Origin of the sequence: Kitasatospora sp. MAA4 (genome assembly GCF_029893355.1) — a bacterium.
Lineage (GTDB): Bacteria > Actinomycetota > Actinomycetes > Streptomycetales > Streptomycetaceae > Kitasatospora.
This window is the reverse complement of record NZ_JARZAI010000005.1, coordinates 20,071-38,397: the sequence shown is the minus strand read 5'-3', so window position 1 is coordinate 38,397 and position 18,327 is coordinate 20,071. Positions and strand designations below refer to the sequence as shown.

Genomic DNA, 18,327 nt, shown 5'->3' with positions numbered 1-18,327 from the left:
TCGGTTCAGGTCGAGGCCAGGGCCTCGGTGGGGGTGAGTCGTGAGGCGCGGATCGACGGGTAGACGCCCGCCACCACGCCGATCACGACCGCCCCGCCGATGCCGCCGAGCAGCGCCTGGAGCGGGATGACCAGCGGCCAGCCCTGCGAGGTGGCGTAGCCGAAGGTCACCGCGGCGCCGATGGCCGTGCCGGCGATGCCGCCGAGCCCGGACAGCGCTACGGACTCGGTGAGGAACTGGCCGCGGATCTGCCCTCGGTTGGCGCCCAGTGCCCGGCGCAGGCCGATCTCCCTGCGCCGCTCCAGCACCGAGATGACCATGGTGTTGGCCACGCCGATGCCCCCGACCAGCAGGGCCACGCCCGCGAGCCCGAGGAACAGTGCGGAGAAGGTGGTCTGGGTGTCGCGTTTCGCGGCCAGCGCGTCGGAGGGCCGGCTGACCTGCACCAGGTCCGGCTGCTGCGGATCGATGGTGGCGGGCATCACCGCGCGGACCGCTTCGATCTGCGACTCCTGGGACTGGACGTAGATCACGGTGGGGTTGCCGTTGAAGCCCAGCTGGGCCTTGGCGGCGTCCCAGCCGACCAGGACCGCGTGGTCGATGTCCCCGGCGAGCGGAACCGGGGCGAGGATCCCGATGACGGTGAACCAGTGGTTGCCGATGTAGACCTGCGGGCCGGGCCGACCGGGCGGCAGTGTGGTGATGCCGAGTCGGGAGGCGGCCGCGGAACCCAGCACCGTGGTGGGGAACCGCTCGGTGGCCGCGTCGAGGAAGCGCCCCGACTGGACGTGGCCGTTGATCGCCTGGAGCAGGTTCAGTTTGCCGGCCAGCACGGCGAGGCCGGTGTCGTTGTCGGGGTCGACCTTGTCGGAGCGCGCGACGACGCTGTTGGTGTTGGCGACCGCGCTGGCGATGGTCACCGGGCCGATCCGGGCGACCATGTCCGGCGATTCGGGCGGGAAGACCACCGGCGGATTCTGGCCGGGGTTGGCCGTGGCCTGGAGCATGTTGGTGCCGAGCGCCGACAGCCGCTCCAGCAGGGCCTTCTGGCTGGACGCCGGGATGCCCATCACGATGATCATCGTGGCGATGCCGATGGAGATGCCCAGCGCCGACAGGGCCGCACGTGCCTTGCGGGTGCGGATGCCCAGCAGTCCGAGGCCGAGGATGTCGGCCGGGGCCAACCGCACCGGCTTGGTCCGGTTCGCGTGCGTGTCGCCGTCGCTCATGCGCCGACCCCGACCCCGGTGCGGGTGTCGGACACCAGGCGCCCGTCCAGGATGGCTATCTGACGTGGCATCAGTTCGGCTATGCCTCGGTCATGGGTGATGATCGCGATGGTGGTTCCCTCGTCGTTCAGCTTGGTCAGCAGAGCCAGCACCGCTCTGCCGTTGGCGGTGTCCAGGGCGCCGGTGGGCTCGTCCGCGAGCACCAGGGCAGGCTCGTTGACCAGCGCTCGGGCGATCGCCACCCGCTGCCGCTCGCCGCCGGAGAGCTGGTGCGGCAGGTGCCCGACCCGGTGGGCCAGACCGACCCGGCCCAGCGCCTCCAGCGCCAGCCGACCCCGTCGGCGGCGCGGTACTCCGGCGTAGAGCAACCCGGTGGCCACGTTCTCCGCGGCGCTGAGTCCGTCCGTCAGGTGGAACTGCTGGAACACGAAGCCCAGCCAGCGTCCGCGCAGCGCGGACAGCCGGCGGTCGGAGAGCTGGGCGATGTCGTGGCCGCCGATCTCCACCGTGCCGCTGGTCGGCCGGTCCAGGGTGCCCATGATGTTGAGCAGGGTGGACTTTCCCGAGCCGGACGGTCCGAGGATGGCCAGCAGTTCGCCCTCGTCGATCGAGAGCGAGACGTCGGTCAGGGCGTGGACTCCGCCCGGATAGGCCATCCCGGCCCCGCGCACCACCAGCACCGGGGTCATGAGGCGGTCACCACCTGGGTGCCCGCCGCGATGCCGTTGCCGGTGATCGCCACCAGGCCCATCGCGAACATGCCGGTCTGCACCGCCACCAGCCCGCCGCCGCGCAGCTGTACGGCGTAGCCGCCGCCACTGAGCGCGAGGAGCGCGGCGACCGGGATGGCCAGCACTCCGGTCGCGGTCCCCGACACGAAGGCGACCTGGACGGTGGCCGAGTCGAAGTTCTTCACCGCCGAGGGGTCGTCGATGGCCACGGTCACATTGACCGTGGGCGGGCTGTTGGGCCCGGCCGCCGCCCCGCCACCGGAGCCGCTTGCGGGGCTCCCCTGAACGGCGGTGCCGACGCCGCCGACCGTTCCCGGGGTCGTCGTGTTGTCGGGCAGGGTGATGGTGACCTTGTCGCCCTGCTTGATCGAGCCGACATTGGCCGGATCCACCGGCACGGTCACCACCTTGCCGGTCGGCGTGACCGCCATCAGCGCCTCGGCTCCCTGCTGGCCGAGCTGCGTCTGCAGGGAGGCGACCCGGATCTCGCCCGGCAGAACCACCACGTCGCCGATCCCGAGAGTTCCCGTCGCCGGCAGGCCGGCGGCCTTCTGCCAGCGCTTGACCGCCTCGATCAGGGACTTGGTGAGAACCCCGTCGCCCGACTCCACCGTGGTGTGGGTCGGCGCCGCGGGCGCAGCAGAAGTCGGAGCCGCGGAAGCCCCACCGGACGGTCCGGTGCCGGCGGGGGCGGAGGCCTGGTCGGGCGCGGCCTGGGTGATCACGGTTCCGACTTTCGGCTGCGGGCCGATGTCGTAGCCGAGGGCCTTCAGGTTGCTCGCGACCACCTGGACGTCCCGACCCACCAGGCCGGGCCTGTCGAGGGCGCGGAACAGCGGGGTCCCGCCGTAGAAGAGCGGCACCGGCTGGTCGTTCACCCGGTACAGCTCCTGCCCCCTGGTCACGGTGGTTCCGCTGGCGGGCAGCGCGGTGATGATGCCCTGCTTGGCGCCCGTCACCGTCTGCGGCGTGCCGAAACCCAGGGTGCCGCTCAGGGTCTGCGTGTTCGACAGGTCCGTCTTGACCACGGCGACCGTCTGCGCCTGCGCGGCGCTGCTCGCAACCGCGGAGGGCTTTCCCCGGCCGCCCAACTCCAGCGCGCCCGCTCCGCCGACGCCGACGGTCACGGCAAGGGCGACGACCATGGCCACGCGCCGCTTGCGCCTTCGCGGCGGGGGTGCATCGTCGAGAGGGCCGCCGTCGATCTCGGCGCTCGCGGCGTCAGTGCCCGCTGCCACTGAACGCCTCCACCTTGCAGGCCGAAATCACCTGGTCCTGTTGGGCCTTGGGCATCGTGGGCTGTCCGTCGAAGGTCCACCCGCTGTCCCCGCTGCCCGCGGTGCCATAGGCCTTGATCTTCAGCCCCTTGCCGTTGATGCAGTTGACCCAGGCGCTGAAATCGGCGTTGAAGTTCGGGTTGAGCTTCGGATCCGTCTGCGGCGGCATCAGCGGCATCCTGGGCAGGCAGGCGGTGAGCGCGGCCTGCGGGATGGAGGCGCCGGGCGCCGGTTGCTTCTGCATGGGCTGTCCGGGGTAGGAGATCCCGCCGGTCAGCGGGACCCCGTTGTCGCCCAGGCAGGCGTAGTAGCCGCCCCAGAGCTGCGCGTCGTGCGCGGAGGTGTCGTCCAGCCGCTCCTGGGGGCGGTCGGCGGTGGAAGCCGGGGAGCCGGGGGACGCGGGGGACGTGGGGGAGGCGGCGGAGGAGCCTGCGGCGGACGGGCTCGGCGCTGCGGCGCTCGGCAGCGAGGCCACGGCGGAGCCCTGCGCGCTGCTCTTCGCCCCCGGGCCGGCACCGCACGCCGTCAGCGCGGCCAGCGGGACCAGCAGAGCAGCGGACAGCACCGCGGTCCGCAGCAACCGGCGGTCCGGGCGCGGGGAACGGTCATCAGTTGACTTCGGCATGGCTGCGATGATCGCCAACGGATATGTGGAACCTGTCAGGAACTCTTTCGATTCTGACGCCGAGTCCGTCCGCCCGGTCCGTCCCCCGCAGTGGCTCACCTATGATCGAAAACGTGAGCGCATATGTCCTGGTGGCCGAGGACGACCCGAAGCAGGCCGAGCTGATCCGCCGTTATCTGGAGCGCGAGGGCCACAGCGCCGCCGTCGTCCACGACGGACGCGCGGCGATCGACGAGGTCCGGCGGCGTGAGCCGGACCTGCTCATCGTCGACGTGATGATGCCCCGGGTGGACGGCCTCGACGTGTGCCGGATCCTGCGCCGTGAGTCCGAACTCCCGATCCTGGTGCTGACCGCCCGGTCCGCCGAGGACGACCTGCTGCTCGGGCTCGACCTGGGCGCCGACGACTACATGACCAAACCCTTCAGCCCTCGTGAGCTGATGGCCCGGGTACGCGTCCTGCTCCGGCGCGCGCAGCGGACGCAGGGGAAGGGCCCGGCCGACCCGGTGCTGCGGGTCGGCGAGCTCACGGTGGACCCCGACCGCCACGAGGTCCGCGTCGCCGGAACCCCGGTGCCGTGCACACCGGGGGAGTTCGACATTCTCCGCACCCTGGCCGGGCATCCCGAGCAGGTCTTCAGCCGGGCCCAACTGCGGGGTGACACCGGCGGGTTCGGCCACTACATATCCGAGCGCACGATCGACGTGCACATCATGAACCTGCGCCGCAAGGTCGAGCCCGACCCCCGGCACCCGGTGCGCCTGGTGACCGTCTTCGGAGTCGGCTACAAGCTCACCGACGGCACCGGCGGACGCCGCAGTGCGCCGTAGGGTACCGCTGCGCAAGAGCCTGCTGATCCGGCTGCTGGCCGCCTCGATCCTGGTCGCCGTCTGCTCGGTCGCCGCCACCGCCTGGCTCGCGGTGAACACCACCTCGCAGGAGATCCAGCAGGAGCAGGTCCAGACCCTCTCCGGTGACGCCGGCATCTACGAGACCCTGCTCGGCTACGCCGCGACCCACCAGAACTGGGACGGCGCCGCCGCCGTGCTGGCGGGCCTGACGAAGCAGACGGGCCGTCATATCGCCCTGACCAACCAGAGCCGCCAACCCGTCGGCGGTTCCGCCGCCCCGCACGCGTCGCCGGTCCCGTCCAACGCGTCGGCGGTGATCGACCCGCTCGACGTGGACCAGACGCTGGCACCCGGCGGCACCACCACCCGCATCGACCCGCGCGCCGTCGGTCCGTTCGCCCTCACCCCCGACGAACGCGCCCAGCTGCGGGCGGAGGCCGGCCGGACCGCCGGCTGTCTGCGCACCCGCGGATTCGCCGCCGAGACCGGCACCGACCCCGGCGGCCGACCGAACGTGACCGTCGCCGGGCCGGCCCCCGACGACGGCACCGCCACCGCCTGCGGCCTCCCCCAACTGTCCGCTCCCACCCCGACCGAGCAGACGGCGCTGAGCAGGCTCGGCGAGCTGGTCGACGCCTGCCTGTCGCCCCAGGGGCTGGGGCCGGTCAAGCTCGGAATCGGACCCGGCGGGGTGGTGCCCAGCCCTCAGGTGGTCATCCCCCGGGTGCAGGCCCCCGGGTCGTCCGTCCCGACTCCCGCCGTCAGGCCCTCCCCTTCGGCCACACCCGGTCCGGTGCCCAACCCGAGTGCCGACAGCGCCGACCAGGCCGTGGCGAGCTGCGTGGACTCCAGCCGCCGCCAGCAGCTCGCTCCCTATGTCGCCCCCGCCGCACTGCTGTTCATCAGCGACCGGAACGGAACCACCGCCCCCGCCTTCCACCTGACCCGAGCCGGAACCCTGCGCATCGCCGGCGTCACCGGCCTGGTCCTGGCCCTCACCGTGGCGCTCTCGGTCCTGCTCGCCACCAGGCTGGTCCGGCCGCTACGCGTGCTGACCGACGCCGCCCAGCACCCCACCGAGCCGCACGCCCGCGTCCCGGTGACCGGCCACGACGAGATCGGCTACCTGGCCGCCGCGTTCAACGACCTCTCCGAACGCCGCGAGCGGATCGAGGAGCAGCGCAAGGCGATGGTCAGCGACGTCGCGCACGAACTGCGCACGCCGCTCAGCAACATCCGGGGCTGGTTGGAGGCCGCCCAGGACGGCGTGGCCACCCCTGACCAGGCGTTCCTTGCGTCGCTGCTGGAGGAGGCGGTACTGCTCCAGCACATCATCGACGACCTGCGGGACCTGGCCGCGGCCGACGCGGACAGCTTCCGCCTGCACCGCGAGCCGGTCCGGATCGCCGAGCTGCTCGACCAGGTCGCCGCGGCCCACCGGGCCCGCGCCGGGGCCGCCGGGGTGCGGCTGAGCGTGCTGCCCGCGGACCGGGACGCCGAGATGGTGGCCGACCCGGTGCGGCTGCGCCAGGCGGTCGGGAACCTGGTGGACAACGCCGTACGGCACACGCCGGCCTGCGGAAGCGTCACCGTCGGGGCCGGCCCGGTCGGCGACCACCTGGTGATCGAGGTGACGGACACCGGCACGGGTATCGGTCCGGATGAACTCCCGTACGTCTTCGACCGGTTCTGGCGGGCCGAGAAGTCCCGCAGCCGGCAGACCGGCGGCAGCGGCCTGGGGCTGGCCATCGTCCGCCAGCTCGCGCAGGCCCACGGCGGAACGGTGACCGCGACCAGCCGGCCCGGTGAGGGCGCGGTCTTCACCCTGCGGCTGCCTCGGACGGACGGAACCGCCGGAGGCTGACCGGCACCGGCGGTGTCAGGAGATGGCGCCCGCGCGGTACCGCTCGGCGAGAGCCGGGTCCGACTCCCACCACAGGCCGCCCCCGCCGTCCCCCTGCTCGCCGGCCGGGGTGCCGTCGGCGCGGACCCGGAAGAGCACGCCGGGGATGGCGTAGAACAGCGCGCCGGTCAGCAGGACGCACCCGACCGCATAGATCGCCGGGACCGCTATGTCAGCCAGGAACGGCGTCAGAAGGGCGGCCGCCAGTCCGGTGCCGCGCGACGTGACCAGGAACTCCCGGCCCTCGACCACCTCCACGGTGACCGTGTTGGAGCGGGTGCGGTCCTTCGCGGTGAACCGAACCGTGTGGGTGCCGGCTGCCACCGGGAACCGTACGGTCCTCCCCTGCTCGACGTGGCCGACCTGCGCCCCGTCAGCTGTTCTCGGCCAACTGCTCGGCCAGGGAGCGGTGGAAGGCGGTGACCAGGGCCTGGGTGAGCAGGGGTTCGATCTGCTCGGAGAGTTCGCGCATCCGCTCGACCTCGGCTTCGGCGGGGGCGCTCTCGCGGAACGGCTTCCAGACCGTTTCGCGGAAGAGGCGGTTCAACTCCCGGGCGGCGGCGCGGCTGTGGAGGCGGACGACGGCGCGGGCGGTGACGATGGTCTCCAGCGGGATCGGCAGGTCCAACACCCGGGCGCCGAGCGGGAGGAGGCCGGGGTCGAGGGTGAACACCGTGTCCTGGTCGGTTCGTTGCAGGGCGCCCATGGCCACCAGCTGTTCCAGGTCGGCCGGTGACAGCTCGCGCCCGGTGCGGCGGGAGAGTTGCTCGACGGTGGCCTGCTCGGCGGTCTCCGGGGCCCAGACGGCGATCAGGGCGCGGTGGATGGCCAGGTCCAGCGAGCTGATGTCGGCCGGGAGTTGGTCCAGGTAGCGTTCGATGGCGGCGAGGGTCAGGCCCAACCGCTGGAGTTCCTCGATCAGTTCGAGCCGGTCCAGGTGCTCGGTGCCGTACAGGCCGACCCGGCGCGGGCCGAGTTCGGGCGGCGGGAGCAGGCCCTTGCCGCTGTAGAAGCGCAGCGTCCGCACGGTGACCCCGGCGCGGGCGGCGAGTTCGTCGACGGTGAGGCGAAGGGGTGTGGACATGGGTTCGCCTCCTGGTGGGACAGTCCTGCTGTGACACTAGCAGTGTGACTGTCCCGCCAGGAGGCGATCAGCGCAGAAGCAGGTCAGCTGACCAGCAGGTCCGCGTGGTGGCGGCGGGCGACCGCGGGATGCGCACGGAGGTATCCCTTGAGCTCGTTGCGGCCGAACTCGGCGAAGAGCGGGTTGTCCGGGTCCTCGGTGGCGCCCGGGGCGTGGTGGGCGTGCGGGAAGTCCAGCGGCTCGATGTGGGCGTCCAGGCGCGGGTTGTAGAAGAACGGGACGGAGTAGCGCTCGCGGCCCCCGGGCGGGCTGACCACCCGGTGGTTGGTGGCCTTGAGGTAGCCGTCGGTGGCGACTTCGAGCAGCTCGCCGAGGTTGACCACGAAGGCGCCGGGGCGGGACGGCACGTCCAGGAAGCTGCCGTCGGCCCGCTCGACCTGGAGGCCCGGGACGCCGTCGGTGAGCAGCAGGGTCAGGAACCCGTAGTCCTTGTGCGCGCCGACGCCCTGGCCGGTCCCGTCCGGTCCGCTGCCGGGGTAGCGGACCAGCTTGAGGCGCAGGTGCGGGTGGCCGGCGAAGGCGTCGTCGTAGAAGTCGGGACGGGCGCCGATGGCGGTCAGCAGTTCGTGCAGCAGGCGTTCGGCGACCGTGCTGAGCCGCTCGATCCAGTTCAGTGCCGCCGCGCGCAGTTCGGGGTGGCCGGCCGGCCACTGGTTGGGGCCCTCCAGCCACCAGTACGCGGGCTCGCCGGGCGCGGGGCGGTGGGCGGGGCGTTCGGCGCCTATGTCGATCTGGTCGCGCCAGTCGCTGCGGCCCTGGGTGCGCTCGTCACCGATCCGGGTGTAGCCGCGGAAGTGCGGTGAGTTGAGGTTGCTGATCGCCATCCGGTCGGCCTCGGGGAGGGCGAAGAAGGCGTGCATCGCGCTGGTCAGGTCGGCGGTCTCGGTGGCGGTGATGCCGTGACCGGTGAGGTGGAAGAAGCCGACCTCGGTGGCCGCGTGGAGCAGGTCCGCGTGCAGCGCCGCACGCTGCTCGGGGCTGCCGGAGGCGGCGGAGAGGTCGATCACCGGGAGATCGTCGGAGAGATCGTTCACCGGGAGAGCGTCGGCCGGGGTGGGGGTGTGCTGCTGCGACATGAGGGTGACATCCGCTGGGTGAGGCCCGGTCGGTCCCGGCGGTGGCCGGGAGCACCGGGGGAGCGGCGGAAGTGGGCCGCGCCCCCGGGGCCGGGGTCCTGAAAGGTGAGAGTGAGGGGTCAGCGGGAGCGTCGACAGGACATGCTCGTGACGCGGAGCAGGTCCACGTGGCGGCGGCTGACAAGAACAATCACGTCAACCAGGTTAGACGAACCGCGGTGGCGGTCGGCACGTGGCATGCATGCTCCAGGATTATCCGCGCGGGTGCGCCAAAAAACGAGGGTGTCAGGACTTCTGCGACTCCACCGAGCTGCGCACCTCGTCCATGTCGAGCGCCTTCGCCTGCTGGATCAGCTGCTCCAGCGCCGGCGCCGGGAGCGCGCCGGGCTGCGAGAAGAGCACCACGCCCTCGCGCACGATCATCAGCGTCGGGATCGAGGTGATCTCGAACGTGGCGGCCAGCTCCTGCTGCGCCTCGGTGTCCACCTTGCCGAAGACCAGGTCGGGGTGGTTCTCGGCGGCCTTGTCGTAGACCGGGGCGAAGTTGCGGCAGGGACCGCACCAGGACGCCCAGAAGTCGATCAGGACGAAGGAGTCCTCGGACACGACGTCGTTGAAGTTGTCCTTGGTGAGCTCGACGGTAGTCATGCAGCCGTCAACAGCAGGCGTCCTGTGCTCTATTCCGAGTCCCGGTAGGTCTCCAGCAGCCGCAGCCAGATCTCGGAGACCGTCGGGTACGAGGGCACCGCGTGCCACAGCCGGGCCAGCGGAACCTGGCCGGCCACCGCGACGGTCGCGGCGTGCAGCAGCTCGCCCGCGCCCGGCCCGACGAAGGTGGCGCCCGCCAGGCAGCCGCGCTCCTCGTCCACGATCATCCGGGCCCGGCCGCGGTAGTCGTCGGCAAGCAACGAGGCCCCCGCCACCTTCGCGAGGTCGTAGTCGACCACCCGGAACCGCAGCCCGGCCCGCTCGGCGGCGGCCGCCGTCAACCCGACCGAGGCGGCCTCCGGCTCGGTGAAGACCACCTGCGGGACGGCCGCCGCGTCGGCGGTGGCCACATGGGCGCCCCAGGGCGCGGTGTCCAGCGGACGGCCGTGCGCGAGCGCGCCGATCGCGGCGCCGGCGATCCGCGCCTGGTACTTGCCCTGGTGGGTGAGGAGCGCGCGGTGGTTGACGTCCCCGGCCGCGTACAGCCAGTCGCCCTCGACGCCGCGCACCCGGCAGCTGTCGTCCACCTCCAGCCAGCTCCCGTCGCGCAGGCCGACCGTGGCCAGGCCGAGACCGGCGGTGCGCGGTGCGCGTCCGGTGGCGTAGAGCAGCTCCTCGGCCTCCAGGCCCTCGCCGCTGTCCAGGCGCAGCGTCACCAGGCCGTCCTCGCGGTCCACCGAGCTCACCGACACTCCCGTGCGGATGATCACACCGGCCTCGGTCAGCCCGGCGGCGACCAGCTCCCCGGCGAACGGCTCCATCCGCGGCAGCAGCCCGCCGCCGCGCACCAGCAGGGTGACCCGCGAGCCCAGCGCCTGCCAGGCCGCCGCCATCTCCACGCCGACCACGCCGCCGCCGACCACCACCAGGCGGCGCGGCACGACCGGCGAGCTGGTCGCCTCGCGGCTGGTCCACGGCGCGGCCTCGGCCAGCCCTGGGACGTCGGACGGCAGCAGCGCGCGGCTGCCCGTGCACACGGCGACGGCGTGCCGGGCGGTGAGCACCCGCTCGCCGCCGTCCGGCGTGCGGACCACCACCCGGCGCGGGCCGTCCAGCCGCCCTTCGCCGCGGACCAGCACCGCGCCGGTCGCCTCCAGCCAGGAGACCTGGCCGTCGTCCTTCCAGTGCGAGGCGAAGCTGTCGCGCCGGGCCAGCACGGCGGCGGCGTCCAGCGGGCCGGTCACCGCCTCGCGCGAGCCGGCGACGGCCTGCGCGGCCGCCAGCGCGGCGCCCGGGCGCAGCAGCGCCTTGCTCGGCATGCAGGCCCAGTACGAGCACTCGCCGCCGAGCAGTTCGCTCTCCACCACGGCGGTGCTGAGCCCGGCGGCCCGGGTGCGGTCGGCGAGGTTCTCGCCGGTCGGGCCGCCGCCCAGCACCACGACGTCGTAGGACTCAACTTGGGTGCTCACGGGCGCTCCTCGGGGTCGCTGCCGGGACGGCTGTCCGCACCATCCTGGGCCACCGGGGGCCGCGGTGTGAGCTAGATCGCCTTGTGTCGTTGCAGTGTGCTGAGCGCCAGCCAGCCCGGCAGGACCGGCAGGACGACGGTGACCAGCCGGAACAGCACCACCGCGTGGAGGGCCCCGGTCGCGGCGCCCAGGCCGGTCGTGGCGGACAGGACGGCGGCGGTCGCCGTCTCGATGCCGATCAGGCCGGCGGGGGTGGGGACGGCCGAGCCCACCGCGTTGCCGATCAGGAAGGCCACCGCCACGGCCGCGAACCGCGGGTGGCTGCCCTCGGCCCGCACCGCGCAGTAGAGGCTGGTCGCCAGGGTCATCGACACCAGCAGCTGGCCGACGACGCCGACTGCCAGCCGTCCCGGGTGCCGCAGCAGGTCGCGCAGCCGGGTCAGCGAGCCCTCGGCGAGCGGGCGCAGCCGGGCCAGCAGCCAGCGCCGGACGCACGGCACCGCGAGCGCGCCGCCCGCCAGCGCGGCGGCCAGCCCCGCCGCGACGAGCGTCGCCGTCCCGTGCGAGGGCTCCTGCGGCACCTGGTCGACGTTGATCAGCGAGAGGAAGAAGGCCAGTTGCAGCAGGTGCAGCCCCAGCCCGATCAGCTGCCCGGCGCCGACGCTGGACACCGCGCGGCCCGGCGTGATCCCCGCGCGCTGGAGGAAGCGGGTGTTCAGCGCGATCCCGCCCAGGCCGCCGGGTGCGACCAGCTTCACGAACGCGCCGGCCAGCTGCGCCAGCACCGCCCGTCCGAAGCACAGGCGCTCGGGCACGAAGCCCAGGAAGCCCATCGCGGCCGCCGGATAGCTGGCCGCCGCCGCCAGGACGGAGAGCAGCACCCACCCCGGATCCGCCTCCCGCACCAGCCGGACCGGATCGACGTCCGCCCGCGTCCCCTGTGCGTACAGCAGGCAGCCGAAGACCACCGCCCCCACGACGGTGATCAGCACGCCCGGCCTGATCCGCCGCCTCGTCCGGTCCGCCGGGTCCGCCGGGTCCGCCTGGTCCGCCTGGTCCGCCTGGTCCGTCCGGCCTGTCTCCTGAATCTCGGATATCCCCGTTGTCACGCTGCATGCTCCCACGATCACCCGGTACGGGTCCGGCGAACTCCGGCGAACTCCGGTGGATGAGAGGTGAATGAAGACCGCATGAGGTGCCTCACGCACCCTCGTGTTCGCCCGGAGCCGCATGGCATACTCCGAATCGTGACTGGCAGCAGCGTGACACGAGCCCTGCGCGCGACGGTGTTCGCGGCGCTTGCCGTGCCGCTGTCCGCTCTCGGGCACGTGCTGGTCACCGGACGCCCGCTGCCGCTGGACCTGGTGATCGCCGCCGGGGCCGTGGTCTTCCTGCTGGCCGTCGTACTGTCCGGCGCCGAGCGCGGGTTCCTGCAGATCGCGGCGATCTTCCTGCCGGTCGAGCTGCTGCTCAACACCACCTTCAACCTCGGCCAGGACGCCTGCCCCAGCCCCACCCGCACGCACGGCCTGGACCTGATGGTCTGCGGCGGCGGCACGGTCGGCAACGGCGGCGGCACCCCGCTCACACTCGCCCCGGCGCTCGTGGAGCTGCTGCTGCTGGTCGTCCACGTGGTGGCCACCCTGCTGGCCGCGCTCTGGCTGCGCCTGGCGGAGGCCGCGCTGGTGCGGTTGCCCCGGCTGGTCGGCGAGCTGGCCCGGCTGACCCCGGGCACGCTGCTCGCCCTGCTGCGGCTCGCCCTCGCCCCGCTGTCGGCTCGACCGGCCCCGGGCGTACCCCTGCCCGAACCCCGCCCCGAGCACGCGCCCACCGAGGACCTGCCGCTCGGCCCGTCCCGCCGCCGGGGTCCGCCGGCCGCCTTCGCGCTCGCCTGCTGAGCCCGTCCCCGCGACGAGGGGGCTGCTCGCGGCGTGCGCCGCCGGCCCCACATCACCCCCTTCGCGGACAGGACCGACGTTCCCCATGGGCAAGAACCCGAACAACCCGAACAACCGCACCCCGAAGCCCGGCAACTCCGGCGACCAGCAGGACGCCCGCCGCCAGCGGCTGCACGAGGCCCGCCGGCGCGAGCAGCGCGCGGACACCCTGCGGCGCCGGATCGTGATCGGCGTCTCCACCGCCGTCGTGGTCGCCCTGGCGGGCGGTGTGGCGATCGCCGTCAACAGCGCCGGCAGCAGCAAGTCGAGCAGCGGCAGCGCAGCCGCCAGTGGCCCGCTGGTGACCCCGGCCAACACCACCGGCGACGGCACGGTGATCACCTACGGCAAGGCCGACGCCGCGCACACCCTCACCGTGTACGAGGACTTCCGCTGCCCGATCTGCCGGGCCTTCGAGGCCACCGACGGCCAGGCGGCGCAGACGCTCGCCGACAACGGCACGTACAAGATCGACTACCACATCGCCGCCTTCCTGGACGACAACAACGGCGGCACCGGCTCGATCGACGCGCTGGCCGCCGCCGGCGCCGCGCTGAACCAGAGCGTGGACGACTTCAAGAAGTTCCACGACGTGCTCTACGCCAACCAGCCCGACGAGCAGACCGACGGCTTCGGCAACGTCAACACCCTGCTCGACCTGGCCGGCAAGGTCCCCGGCCTGAAGACCGACGCCTTCACCGCGGCGGTCAAGAACGGCACCTACCTGCCGTGGGCCAAGAAGGTCGCCGAGCAGTTCAACACCAGCGGGGTCCAGGGCACGCCGACCCTCAAGCTGGACGGCAAGACGCTGACCGTCCTCGGCAACTCCGGTCCGATCAGCCCGGACCAGTACACCGCCCTGGTCAAGTCCCAGATCGGCGGCTGACGATGAGAGCCGATGTCGCCACCGAGAACACGAGCGAGCACGTCGACGCTCCCGCACCGTCCCGCGGTTACGCCCTGCTGCTCTGCGTGGCCGGGGTGCTGGGCCTGGCCGCCGCGTTCGTGCTCACCACGGACAAGATCAAGCTGCTGCAGAACCCGAACTACGTTCCGAGCTGCAACATCAACCCGATCATCAGCTGCGGCTCGGTGATGCGCACCGAGCAGGCCTCGGTGTTCGGGTTCCCCAACTCGCTGCTGGGGCTGATCGGATTCGCCGTGGTGGTGGCGACCGGCGTCGGTGTGCTGGCCGGTGCCCGCTACCGCCGCTGGTACTGGCTCGGCCTCCAGGCCGGGACGGTCTTCGGCCTGATGCTGATCCACTGGCTGATCGGGCAGACCCTCTACTCGATCGGCGCGGTCTGCCCCTACTGCATGCTGGTCTGGGCGTCGACCATCACGCTCTTCTGGTACACCACCCTGCACAACCTGCGCACCGGGGTGATCCCGGTGCCACCGAAGCTGCGCCCGGTGGTGCGGGAGCTCAACCGCTACCACTGGGTGGTGCCGGTGCTCTGGTACGCGGTGATCCTGCTGCTGGTGCTCAACCGGTTCTGGTCGTACTGGAGCACGCTGATCTGACGACGGTGCTTGGGGCGCTGCCTGGCGGACGGGTGGCGCCCCGGTCGTGGTTCGGAGTGGGGCGTCTAATAGGTGACATTGACTTTTGTGTTTTTGTCCGCGTCCTGAATTTTGATCGATCCGTGCTCTTGCCCGTCACGGCCCTTGCTTTGCACCACTTCTCTACTGCCCATCAGTTTCTCGTTCGGATCCCGATACTCCGTGGTGGTGGTTGTCTTCCCGTCCCTGGTTTGGGTCAGACTGTCCGAACTGCTGAGCGATTTGCCGTTCTGATCGGTGATCTGCGTGTGGGTATGAGTCCCGTCCTTGTCCTTGTAGGTCACGTCGTCCTTGCTCATGGTTTTCTTGTTGTTCGCATCCAAGTATTCCGTGTGGGTATAGGTCTTTCCGTCCTTCCCCTGGTGCCGCTCTCCCTGCTCGGTTCCGGTCAGTTTGTTCTTCGCATCCCAGTTCTGCGTCCAGATGTGTTCCTTGTTGTCCGGGGTCATGTAGGTCTCTGTCTGTTTGCCGCCGCTGGGTTTACCGTCCGCTCCCGTGTAGTCGGTGCGCCTTGTCTCTGTCCGGCTGTCCTTGTTGTAGGTGATCTTGGTGTCCTCGCTCGCGCCCTTGTGACCATCCGAGGTCGTGTACTGCCGATGGGTGGTGCGTTCCGTTTGCCGTTCTGCTCCCGCGCCCTTGCGTTCTTGGGCCGTTTTGGCGTCGCCTCGGTCTCCGGCGCCGGCCCGGGCCAGGTAGCGTCGTGATTCGCCCGCCTCCGACAGGCGGTCGGTGCGTTCACGCATCCTCTTCTCCTTCCAGCGGCGAATCCTCGTCCCGGTCTGCCATGGTGAGCAGGTCGGTCAGTGCGCGGCGGCCGGTGGCCGGGTGGGACCAGTCCTCGGCGGCGAACATCTGCTGGGCGAAGCACAGGGCCGTGCAGTCGGCGATGTCCCGCAACCGGGTGGCGAGTTCGGGATCCTGGTCCTGGGCCGGGTACTCGACGAGGTGGTAGGCGGCGTCCCTGCAGACGTCCCACACGGCGGGTCGCCCGTCCACGTCCGGCGCGCGATCGCTCTCGCGGGCCTGGGCCCACACGCCTGCGAAGCCGCCTGCCGCCACGAGTTCGGCCACCGGGTCGGCGCACAGGCAGGGGTTCGGGCGCTCCTGCCAGATCCGGGCGCAGCCCTGGAACGGACCGTAGCGTTCGCCGCGGAGCACCAGCAGCCTGCTCCGCAGTCGTGCGACCTCCTCGCCGGTCGGGTGGCCCTGGAACTGGGCGGTCAGCACCCGGTCGAGCAGCTCGGCGACCTCGGCGGTCTGCTGGTAACTCCAACCCGCCCTGGCACCACGGGAGTCGGCGAACTGCTGAACGGCATGGCGGGCGACGCGGTCCAGCAGCGCCGTGCGGTCCAGCCACGGCGGGCGCAGCGGATCCACCGTGGCGGCGAGGTCGGGCCAGGTCCGCTCCAGGCCGCCGGGACTCTGTACGGCGGACAGCACGAGTCGCGCGAAGGAACGCGCCACCGTCGGCTCCAGCACGAGGGCGCGGGCTCTCTCGCAGGCGGCGGGCACCTCCAGGCACCGCCGGTCGCAGCCCCGCGACGGCAGCAGCAGCTGCGCGAGGTCCGCGCTCGTGCCCAGCCCGCTGCGCAGCATGTGCTCGCGCACCTCGCTGTCGGAGGGCGTCCGTCCTGCGGGTGCCTTGGACGGGGGCACCTGGAGCAGGAGCGGTGCGTCCTCGCCCTCGGTGAAGACGGCGGCCCGACCGGTCGGCAGCGTGGCCAGCGCGGTGTCCTGACGGGAGGTCATCACCATGGCGTCACCCAGGACACCGCGGTCCTCGCCGGAGACCAGGCGGTGGGCCACCTTGAGGTTGGTGTTCTTCAGGACGTCGGAGGCGAGCTTGGTGGGGACCTGGTCGACGATCAGGACTCCCTGTCCGTAGGCGCGGATCTCGGACAGCAGTCCGGTGAAGGTCTCGACCGCCTTGCCGCGGACATCGGCCTCCGCTCCCTCGCCGCCGCTCGGGCGGGCCGCGTTGGTGAGCAGCCGGTGGGCCTCCTCGACGACGAGCAGGTGTCTCAGGCCGTCGCTCTCGCCCTGGGTGCGCCGGAACTCCGCGAGTCGGATGATCAACAGGCCCATCAGGAAGGCCTTGTCGTCATCGTCGCCGAGGTTCTCCAGTTCGAGCACGCTCGGGCCCGCGAGCAGCAGGTCGATCGGCAGCGAGCGCTGAACGTCGAGCATCCGCCCCTTGCCGCCGGCGCGCAGACTGTTCAGGCGGGTGGACAGCGCGGCCCGCAGATCGCCGGTGACCTTCTCCTCGTAGCCGAGCCGGGGGACCACCTCCTCCACCTTGCGCAGGAGGTCGCCGAGGGTGGGGAAGGCCACCGAGCGGTCCTCGGCGCCGTCGGATCCGTTCAGCCGCCGGTTGGTGTTGCTGGTCACGTCCCAGCCGCAGTCGGCGTAGACCTCGTGCAGGCTGATCTCCAGCACCTGCGGCAGTGGCGTCCACATCCCGAAGCTCGCGTGGAAGACGGATCGCAGCAGGTCGAGGTGGACCGCGACCGGGATGCCCGGAGGGACTTCGAAGGGGTTCAACCGGAACGGCGAGGTCGTCTCGTCGCCGAGCGTGAAGACCTGGAGCTGCGCGCCGAGCGCCTGGTCGCGCAGCAGCGACCGGTACTCGGTCTTCGCCGGTTCGAGGACGAGGAACGGGATGCCGCGGCCGGAGATCTCGCGCAGCAGGTGGAAGACGGTGTTGGTCTTGCCGGAGCCGGTGACACCGGTGACGAAGGCGTGGCGGGTGAGCTTGTCGGGGTCGATCCCGTACTCGACGCCGGTGACGCGCTGGTGCTCGACGATCGTGCCGAGGACCGCGGTCCGGCTGTCGGCGGGTGGCGGGACCGCGTCGAAGTCGGGGACCACGGTGACGGCGAATCCGTTCGTCTCCTCGGCGGGGAAGTGCACATAGGCGGCGAGTTGGCGCGAGGTGAGCAGGGTCTGGTGCTGGAACGGCTGCCGGTAGAGCCCGGGGGGCGCGGTGGCTTCGGCGAGCGGATCGGCCATGGCCCAGGCGGCGGCGAGCTCCGGTACCTCCTCCCGGTCCCAGACGCGGACGGGCTCCGGGACGGAGTGCGCCCCCGAGAAGACCGCGCGCCACAGACTGGCGGCCTCGGGATAGCCCTCCGCGTCGCCGAGCAGGTAGACGGAGGTGCGCCAGGCCCCGATGCCCTGGGCGTCGGTGAAGTGGTCGAGTTGGCGGGTGAGAAGCGCGGTGTAGTGCTCTGCCAGGGGAGCTGAGGAACTGCCCGCCTTGGCCGCGCTCTGCACGGCCCGCATCTCGTTGATGAGGCTGAGTCTGAGGGCGTGGACCGGACTCTCGTCCACCGGTTGCGCCAGGACCAGTGCGGCCCAGGGCGACCGGCTCAGCGCCCGGAAGAGCCGGTCCAACTGGCGGGCCCCGTCGGTCTCGTCCGGGGACTTGAGGGTGGGGATCCCGGTGACCAGCCCGCCCACCGGCCAGAAGCCGGTCGCCGGCTCCTCCGCCTGGAGGTCGACGGCCGGGTAGAGCGAGCGCAGGGCGGTTTCGAGCAGTCGTCCGTTTCCCTGGACCGACTGCGGCGGGGAGCCGACCGGGAGCCAGGTGCCGATGCTGACGGACACCCGTCCCGGACCCCCGCCGACCCGGAACGCCAGCGGCACCTTGTAGTGGTAGAGGCCGACCAGAAGGTCCTGCATGAGGGGGTCGGCCCGCTCGGCGTCGGACCGGCTCGGGGCCTTGTCCAGGCAGCCGATGCCGGCGACCCGCACCAGAGTCCGCAGGTCCGGCGGCGACTGGGTCACCGCGGCCCCGACGCGGACGAGGGGAGGTTCGAATCCGACCCGCTGGAGGTAGTCCAGCGCCTCCGCCATGAGATCTTCGACCGCCATG

At 72.0% G+C, this 18,327-nt stretch carries 17 protein-coding genes; 5 read left to right on the top strand and 12 right to left on the bottom strand.

Going from position 1 to position 18,327, the window contains the following annotated elements; genetic code table 11:
- Positions 1–5: 5 nt before the first annotated feature.
- From P3T37_RS08515 to P3T37_RS08500, 4 genes are read right to left on the bottom strand one after another with little or no spacing between them, the layout of a single operon-like run.
- Entirely contained in the window at positions 6–1,229 is a 1,224-nt protein-coding gene (locus P3T37_RS08515; RefSeq protein WP_280722862.1) for an ABC transporter permease, read from the bottom strand.
- A complete protein-coding gene (locus P3T37_RS08510; RefSeq protein ID WP_280722861.1) occupies positions 1,226–1,918 on the bottom strand; it encodes an ABC transporter ATP-binding protein in 693 nt (230 codons plus the stop codon). Before P3T37_RS08510 ends, P3T37_RS08515 begins: the two co-directional genes overlap by 4 nt.
- The gene (locus P3T37_RS08505) at positions 1,915–3,198 is read right to left on the bottom strand and encodes a hypothetical protein (protein ID WP_280722860.1); all 1,284 of its coding nucleotides are present in this window, start codon (positions 3,196–3,198) and stop codon (positions 1,915–1,917) included. Before P3T37_RS08505 ends, P3T37_RS08510 begins: the two co-directional genes overlap by 4 nt.
- A complete protein-coding gene (locus P3T37_RS08500; protein WP_280722859.1) occupies positions 3,182–3,862 on the bottom strand; it encodes a hypothetical protein in 681 nt (226 codons plus the stop codon). The genes P3T37_RS08505 and P3T37_RS08500 overlap by 17 nt, the downstream gene beginning before the upstream one ends.
- A gap of 113 nt (positions 3,863–3,975) precedes the next feature.
- Here P3T37_RS08500 and P3T37_RS08495 point away from each other — a divergent pair, with 113 nt between their 5' ends.
- Both P3T37_RS08495 and P3T37_RS08490 read left to right on the top strand, forming a co-directional pair.
- Positions 3,976–4,692: a response regulator transcription factor gene (locus tag P3T37_RS08495; protein ID WP_280722858.1), complete on the top strand. Its 717-nt coding sequence runs from the start codon at positions 3,976–3,978 to the stop codon at positions 4,690–4,692.
- Entirely contained in the window at positions 4,682–6,577 is a 1,896-nt protein-coding gene (locus P3T37_RS08490; RefSeq protein ID WP_280722857.1) for an ATP-binding protein, read from the top strand. Before P3T37_RS08495 ends, P3T37_RS08490 begins: the two co-directional genes overlap by 11 nt.
- A 15-nt stretch (positions 6,578–6,592) precedes the next feature.
- Here P3T37_RS08490 and P3T37_RS08485 read toward each other — a convergent pair whose 3' ends face one another.
- The 6 genes from P3T37_RS08485 to P3T37_RS08460 form a co-directional block, all read right to left on the bottom strand.
- Complete coding sequence (locus P3T37_RS08485; protein WP_280722856.1) at positions 6,593–6,940, bottom strand: hypothetical protein; 348 nt, start codon at positions 6,938–6,940, stop codon at positions 6,593–6,595.
- Positions 6,941–6,989: 49 nt separating this feature from the next.
- The gene (locus tag P3T37_RS08480; RefSeq protein ID WP_280722855.1) at positions 6,990–7,700 is read right to left on the bottom strand and encodes a MerR family transcriptional regulator; all 711 of its coding nucleotides are present in this window, start codon (positions 7,698–7,700) and stop codon (positions 6,990–6,992) included.
- 83 nt (positions 7,701–7,783) lie between these two features.
- Complete coding sequence (locus P3T37_RS08475; protein ID WP_280722854.1) at positions 7,784–8,836, bottom strand: 2-oxoglutarate and iron-dependent oxygenase domain-containing protein; 1,053 nt, start codon at positions 8,834–8,836, stop codon at positions 7,784–7,786.
- A 285-nt stretch (positions 8,837–9,121) separates the two neighbouring features.
- Positions 9,122–9,484 carry a thioredoxin gene (trxA, locus tag P3T37_RS08470; RefSeq protein WP_280722853.1) on the bottom strand — a complete coding sequence of 121 codons (363 nt, stop codon included), beginning with the start codon at positions 9,482–9,484 and terminating at the stop codon, positions 9,122–9,124.
- 29 nt (positions 9,485–9,513) lie between these two features.
- Entirely contained in the window at positions 9,514–10,953 is a 1,440-nt protein-coding gene (locus P3T37_RS08465; RefSeq protein ID WP_280722852.1) for an NAD(P)/FAD-dependent oxidoreductase, read from the bottom strand.
- Between the two features lie 71 nt (positions 10,954–11,024).
- Entirely contained in the window at positions 11,025–12,062 is a 1,038-nt protein-coding gene (locus tag P3T37_RS08460; protein WP_280722851.1) for a lysylphosphatidylglycerol synthase transmembrane domain-containing protein, read from the bottom strand.
- Between the two features lie 138 nt (positions 12,063–12,200).
- On the opposite strand from P3T37_RS08460, the gene P3T37_RS08455 reads away from it, so the two are divergent.
- From P3T37_RS08455 to P3T37_RS08445, 3 genes are all read left to right on the top strand, one after another.
- The gene (locus tag P3T37_RS08455) at positions 12,201–12,851 is read left to right on the top strand and encodes a hypothetical protein (RefSeq protein ID WP_280722850.1); all 651 of its coding nucleotides are present in this window, start codon (positions 12,201–12,203) and stop codon (positions 12,849–12,851) included.
- Between the two features lie 85 nt (positions 12,852–12,936).
- The gene (locus P3T37_RS08450) at positions 12,937–13,776 is read left to right on the top strand and encodes a thioredoxin domain-containing protein (protein WP_280722849.1); all 840 of its coding nucleotides are present in this window, start codon (positions 12,937–12,939) and stop codon (positions 13,774–13,776) included.
- Positions 13,777–13,778: 2 nt separating this feature from the next.
- Positions 13,779–14,414 (top strand): vitamin K epoxide reductase family protein, encoded by a 636-nt coding sequence (locus P3T37_RS08445; RefSeq protein ID WP_280722848.1) that lies wholly within the window; start codon positions 13,779–13,781, stop codon positions 14,412–14,414.
- A gap of 65 nt (positions 14,415–14,479) precedes the next feature.
- On the opposite strand, the gene P3T37_RS08440 is transcribed toward P3T37_RS08445, so the two are convergent.
- Together P3T37_RS08440 and P3T37_RS08435 are read right to left on the bottom strand one after the other, a co-directional pair.
- On the bottom strand, positions 14,480–15,196 hold the full coding sequence (locus P3T37_RS08440; RefSeq protein ID WP_280722847.1) for a hypothetical protein: 717 nt from the start codon (positions 15,194–15,196) through the stop codon (positions 14,480–14,482).
- Positions 15,189–18,326, bottom strand: coding sequence for a DUF87 domain-containing protein (locus P3T37_RS08435; RefSeq protein WP_280722846.1), 3,138 nt, complete (start codon positions 18,324–18,326; stop codon positions 15,189–15,191). Before P3T37_RS08435 ends, P3T37_RS08440 begins: the two co-directional genes overlap by 8 nt.
- Between the last annotated feature and the right edge of the window lies 1 nt (position 18,327).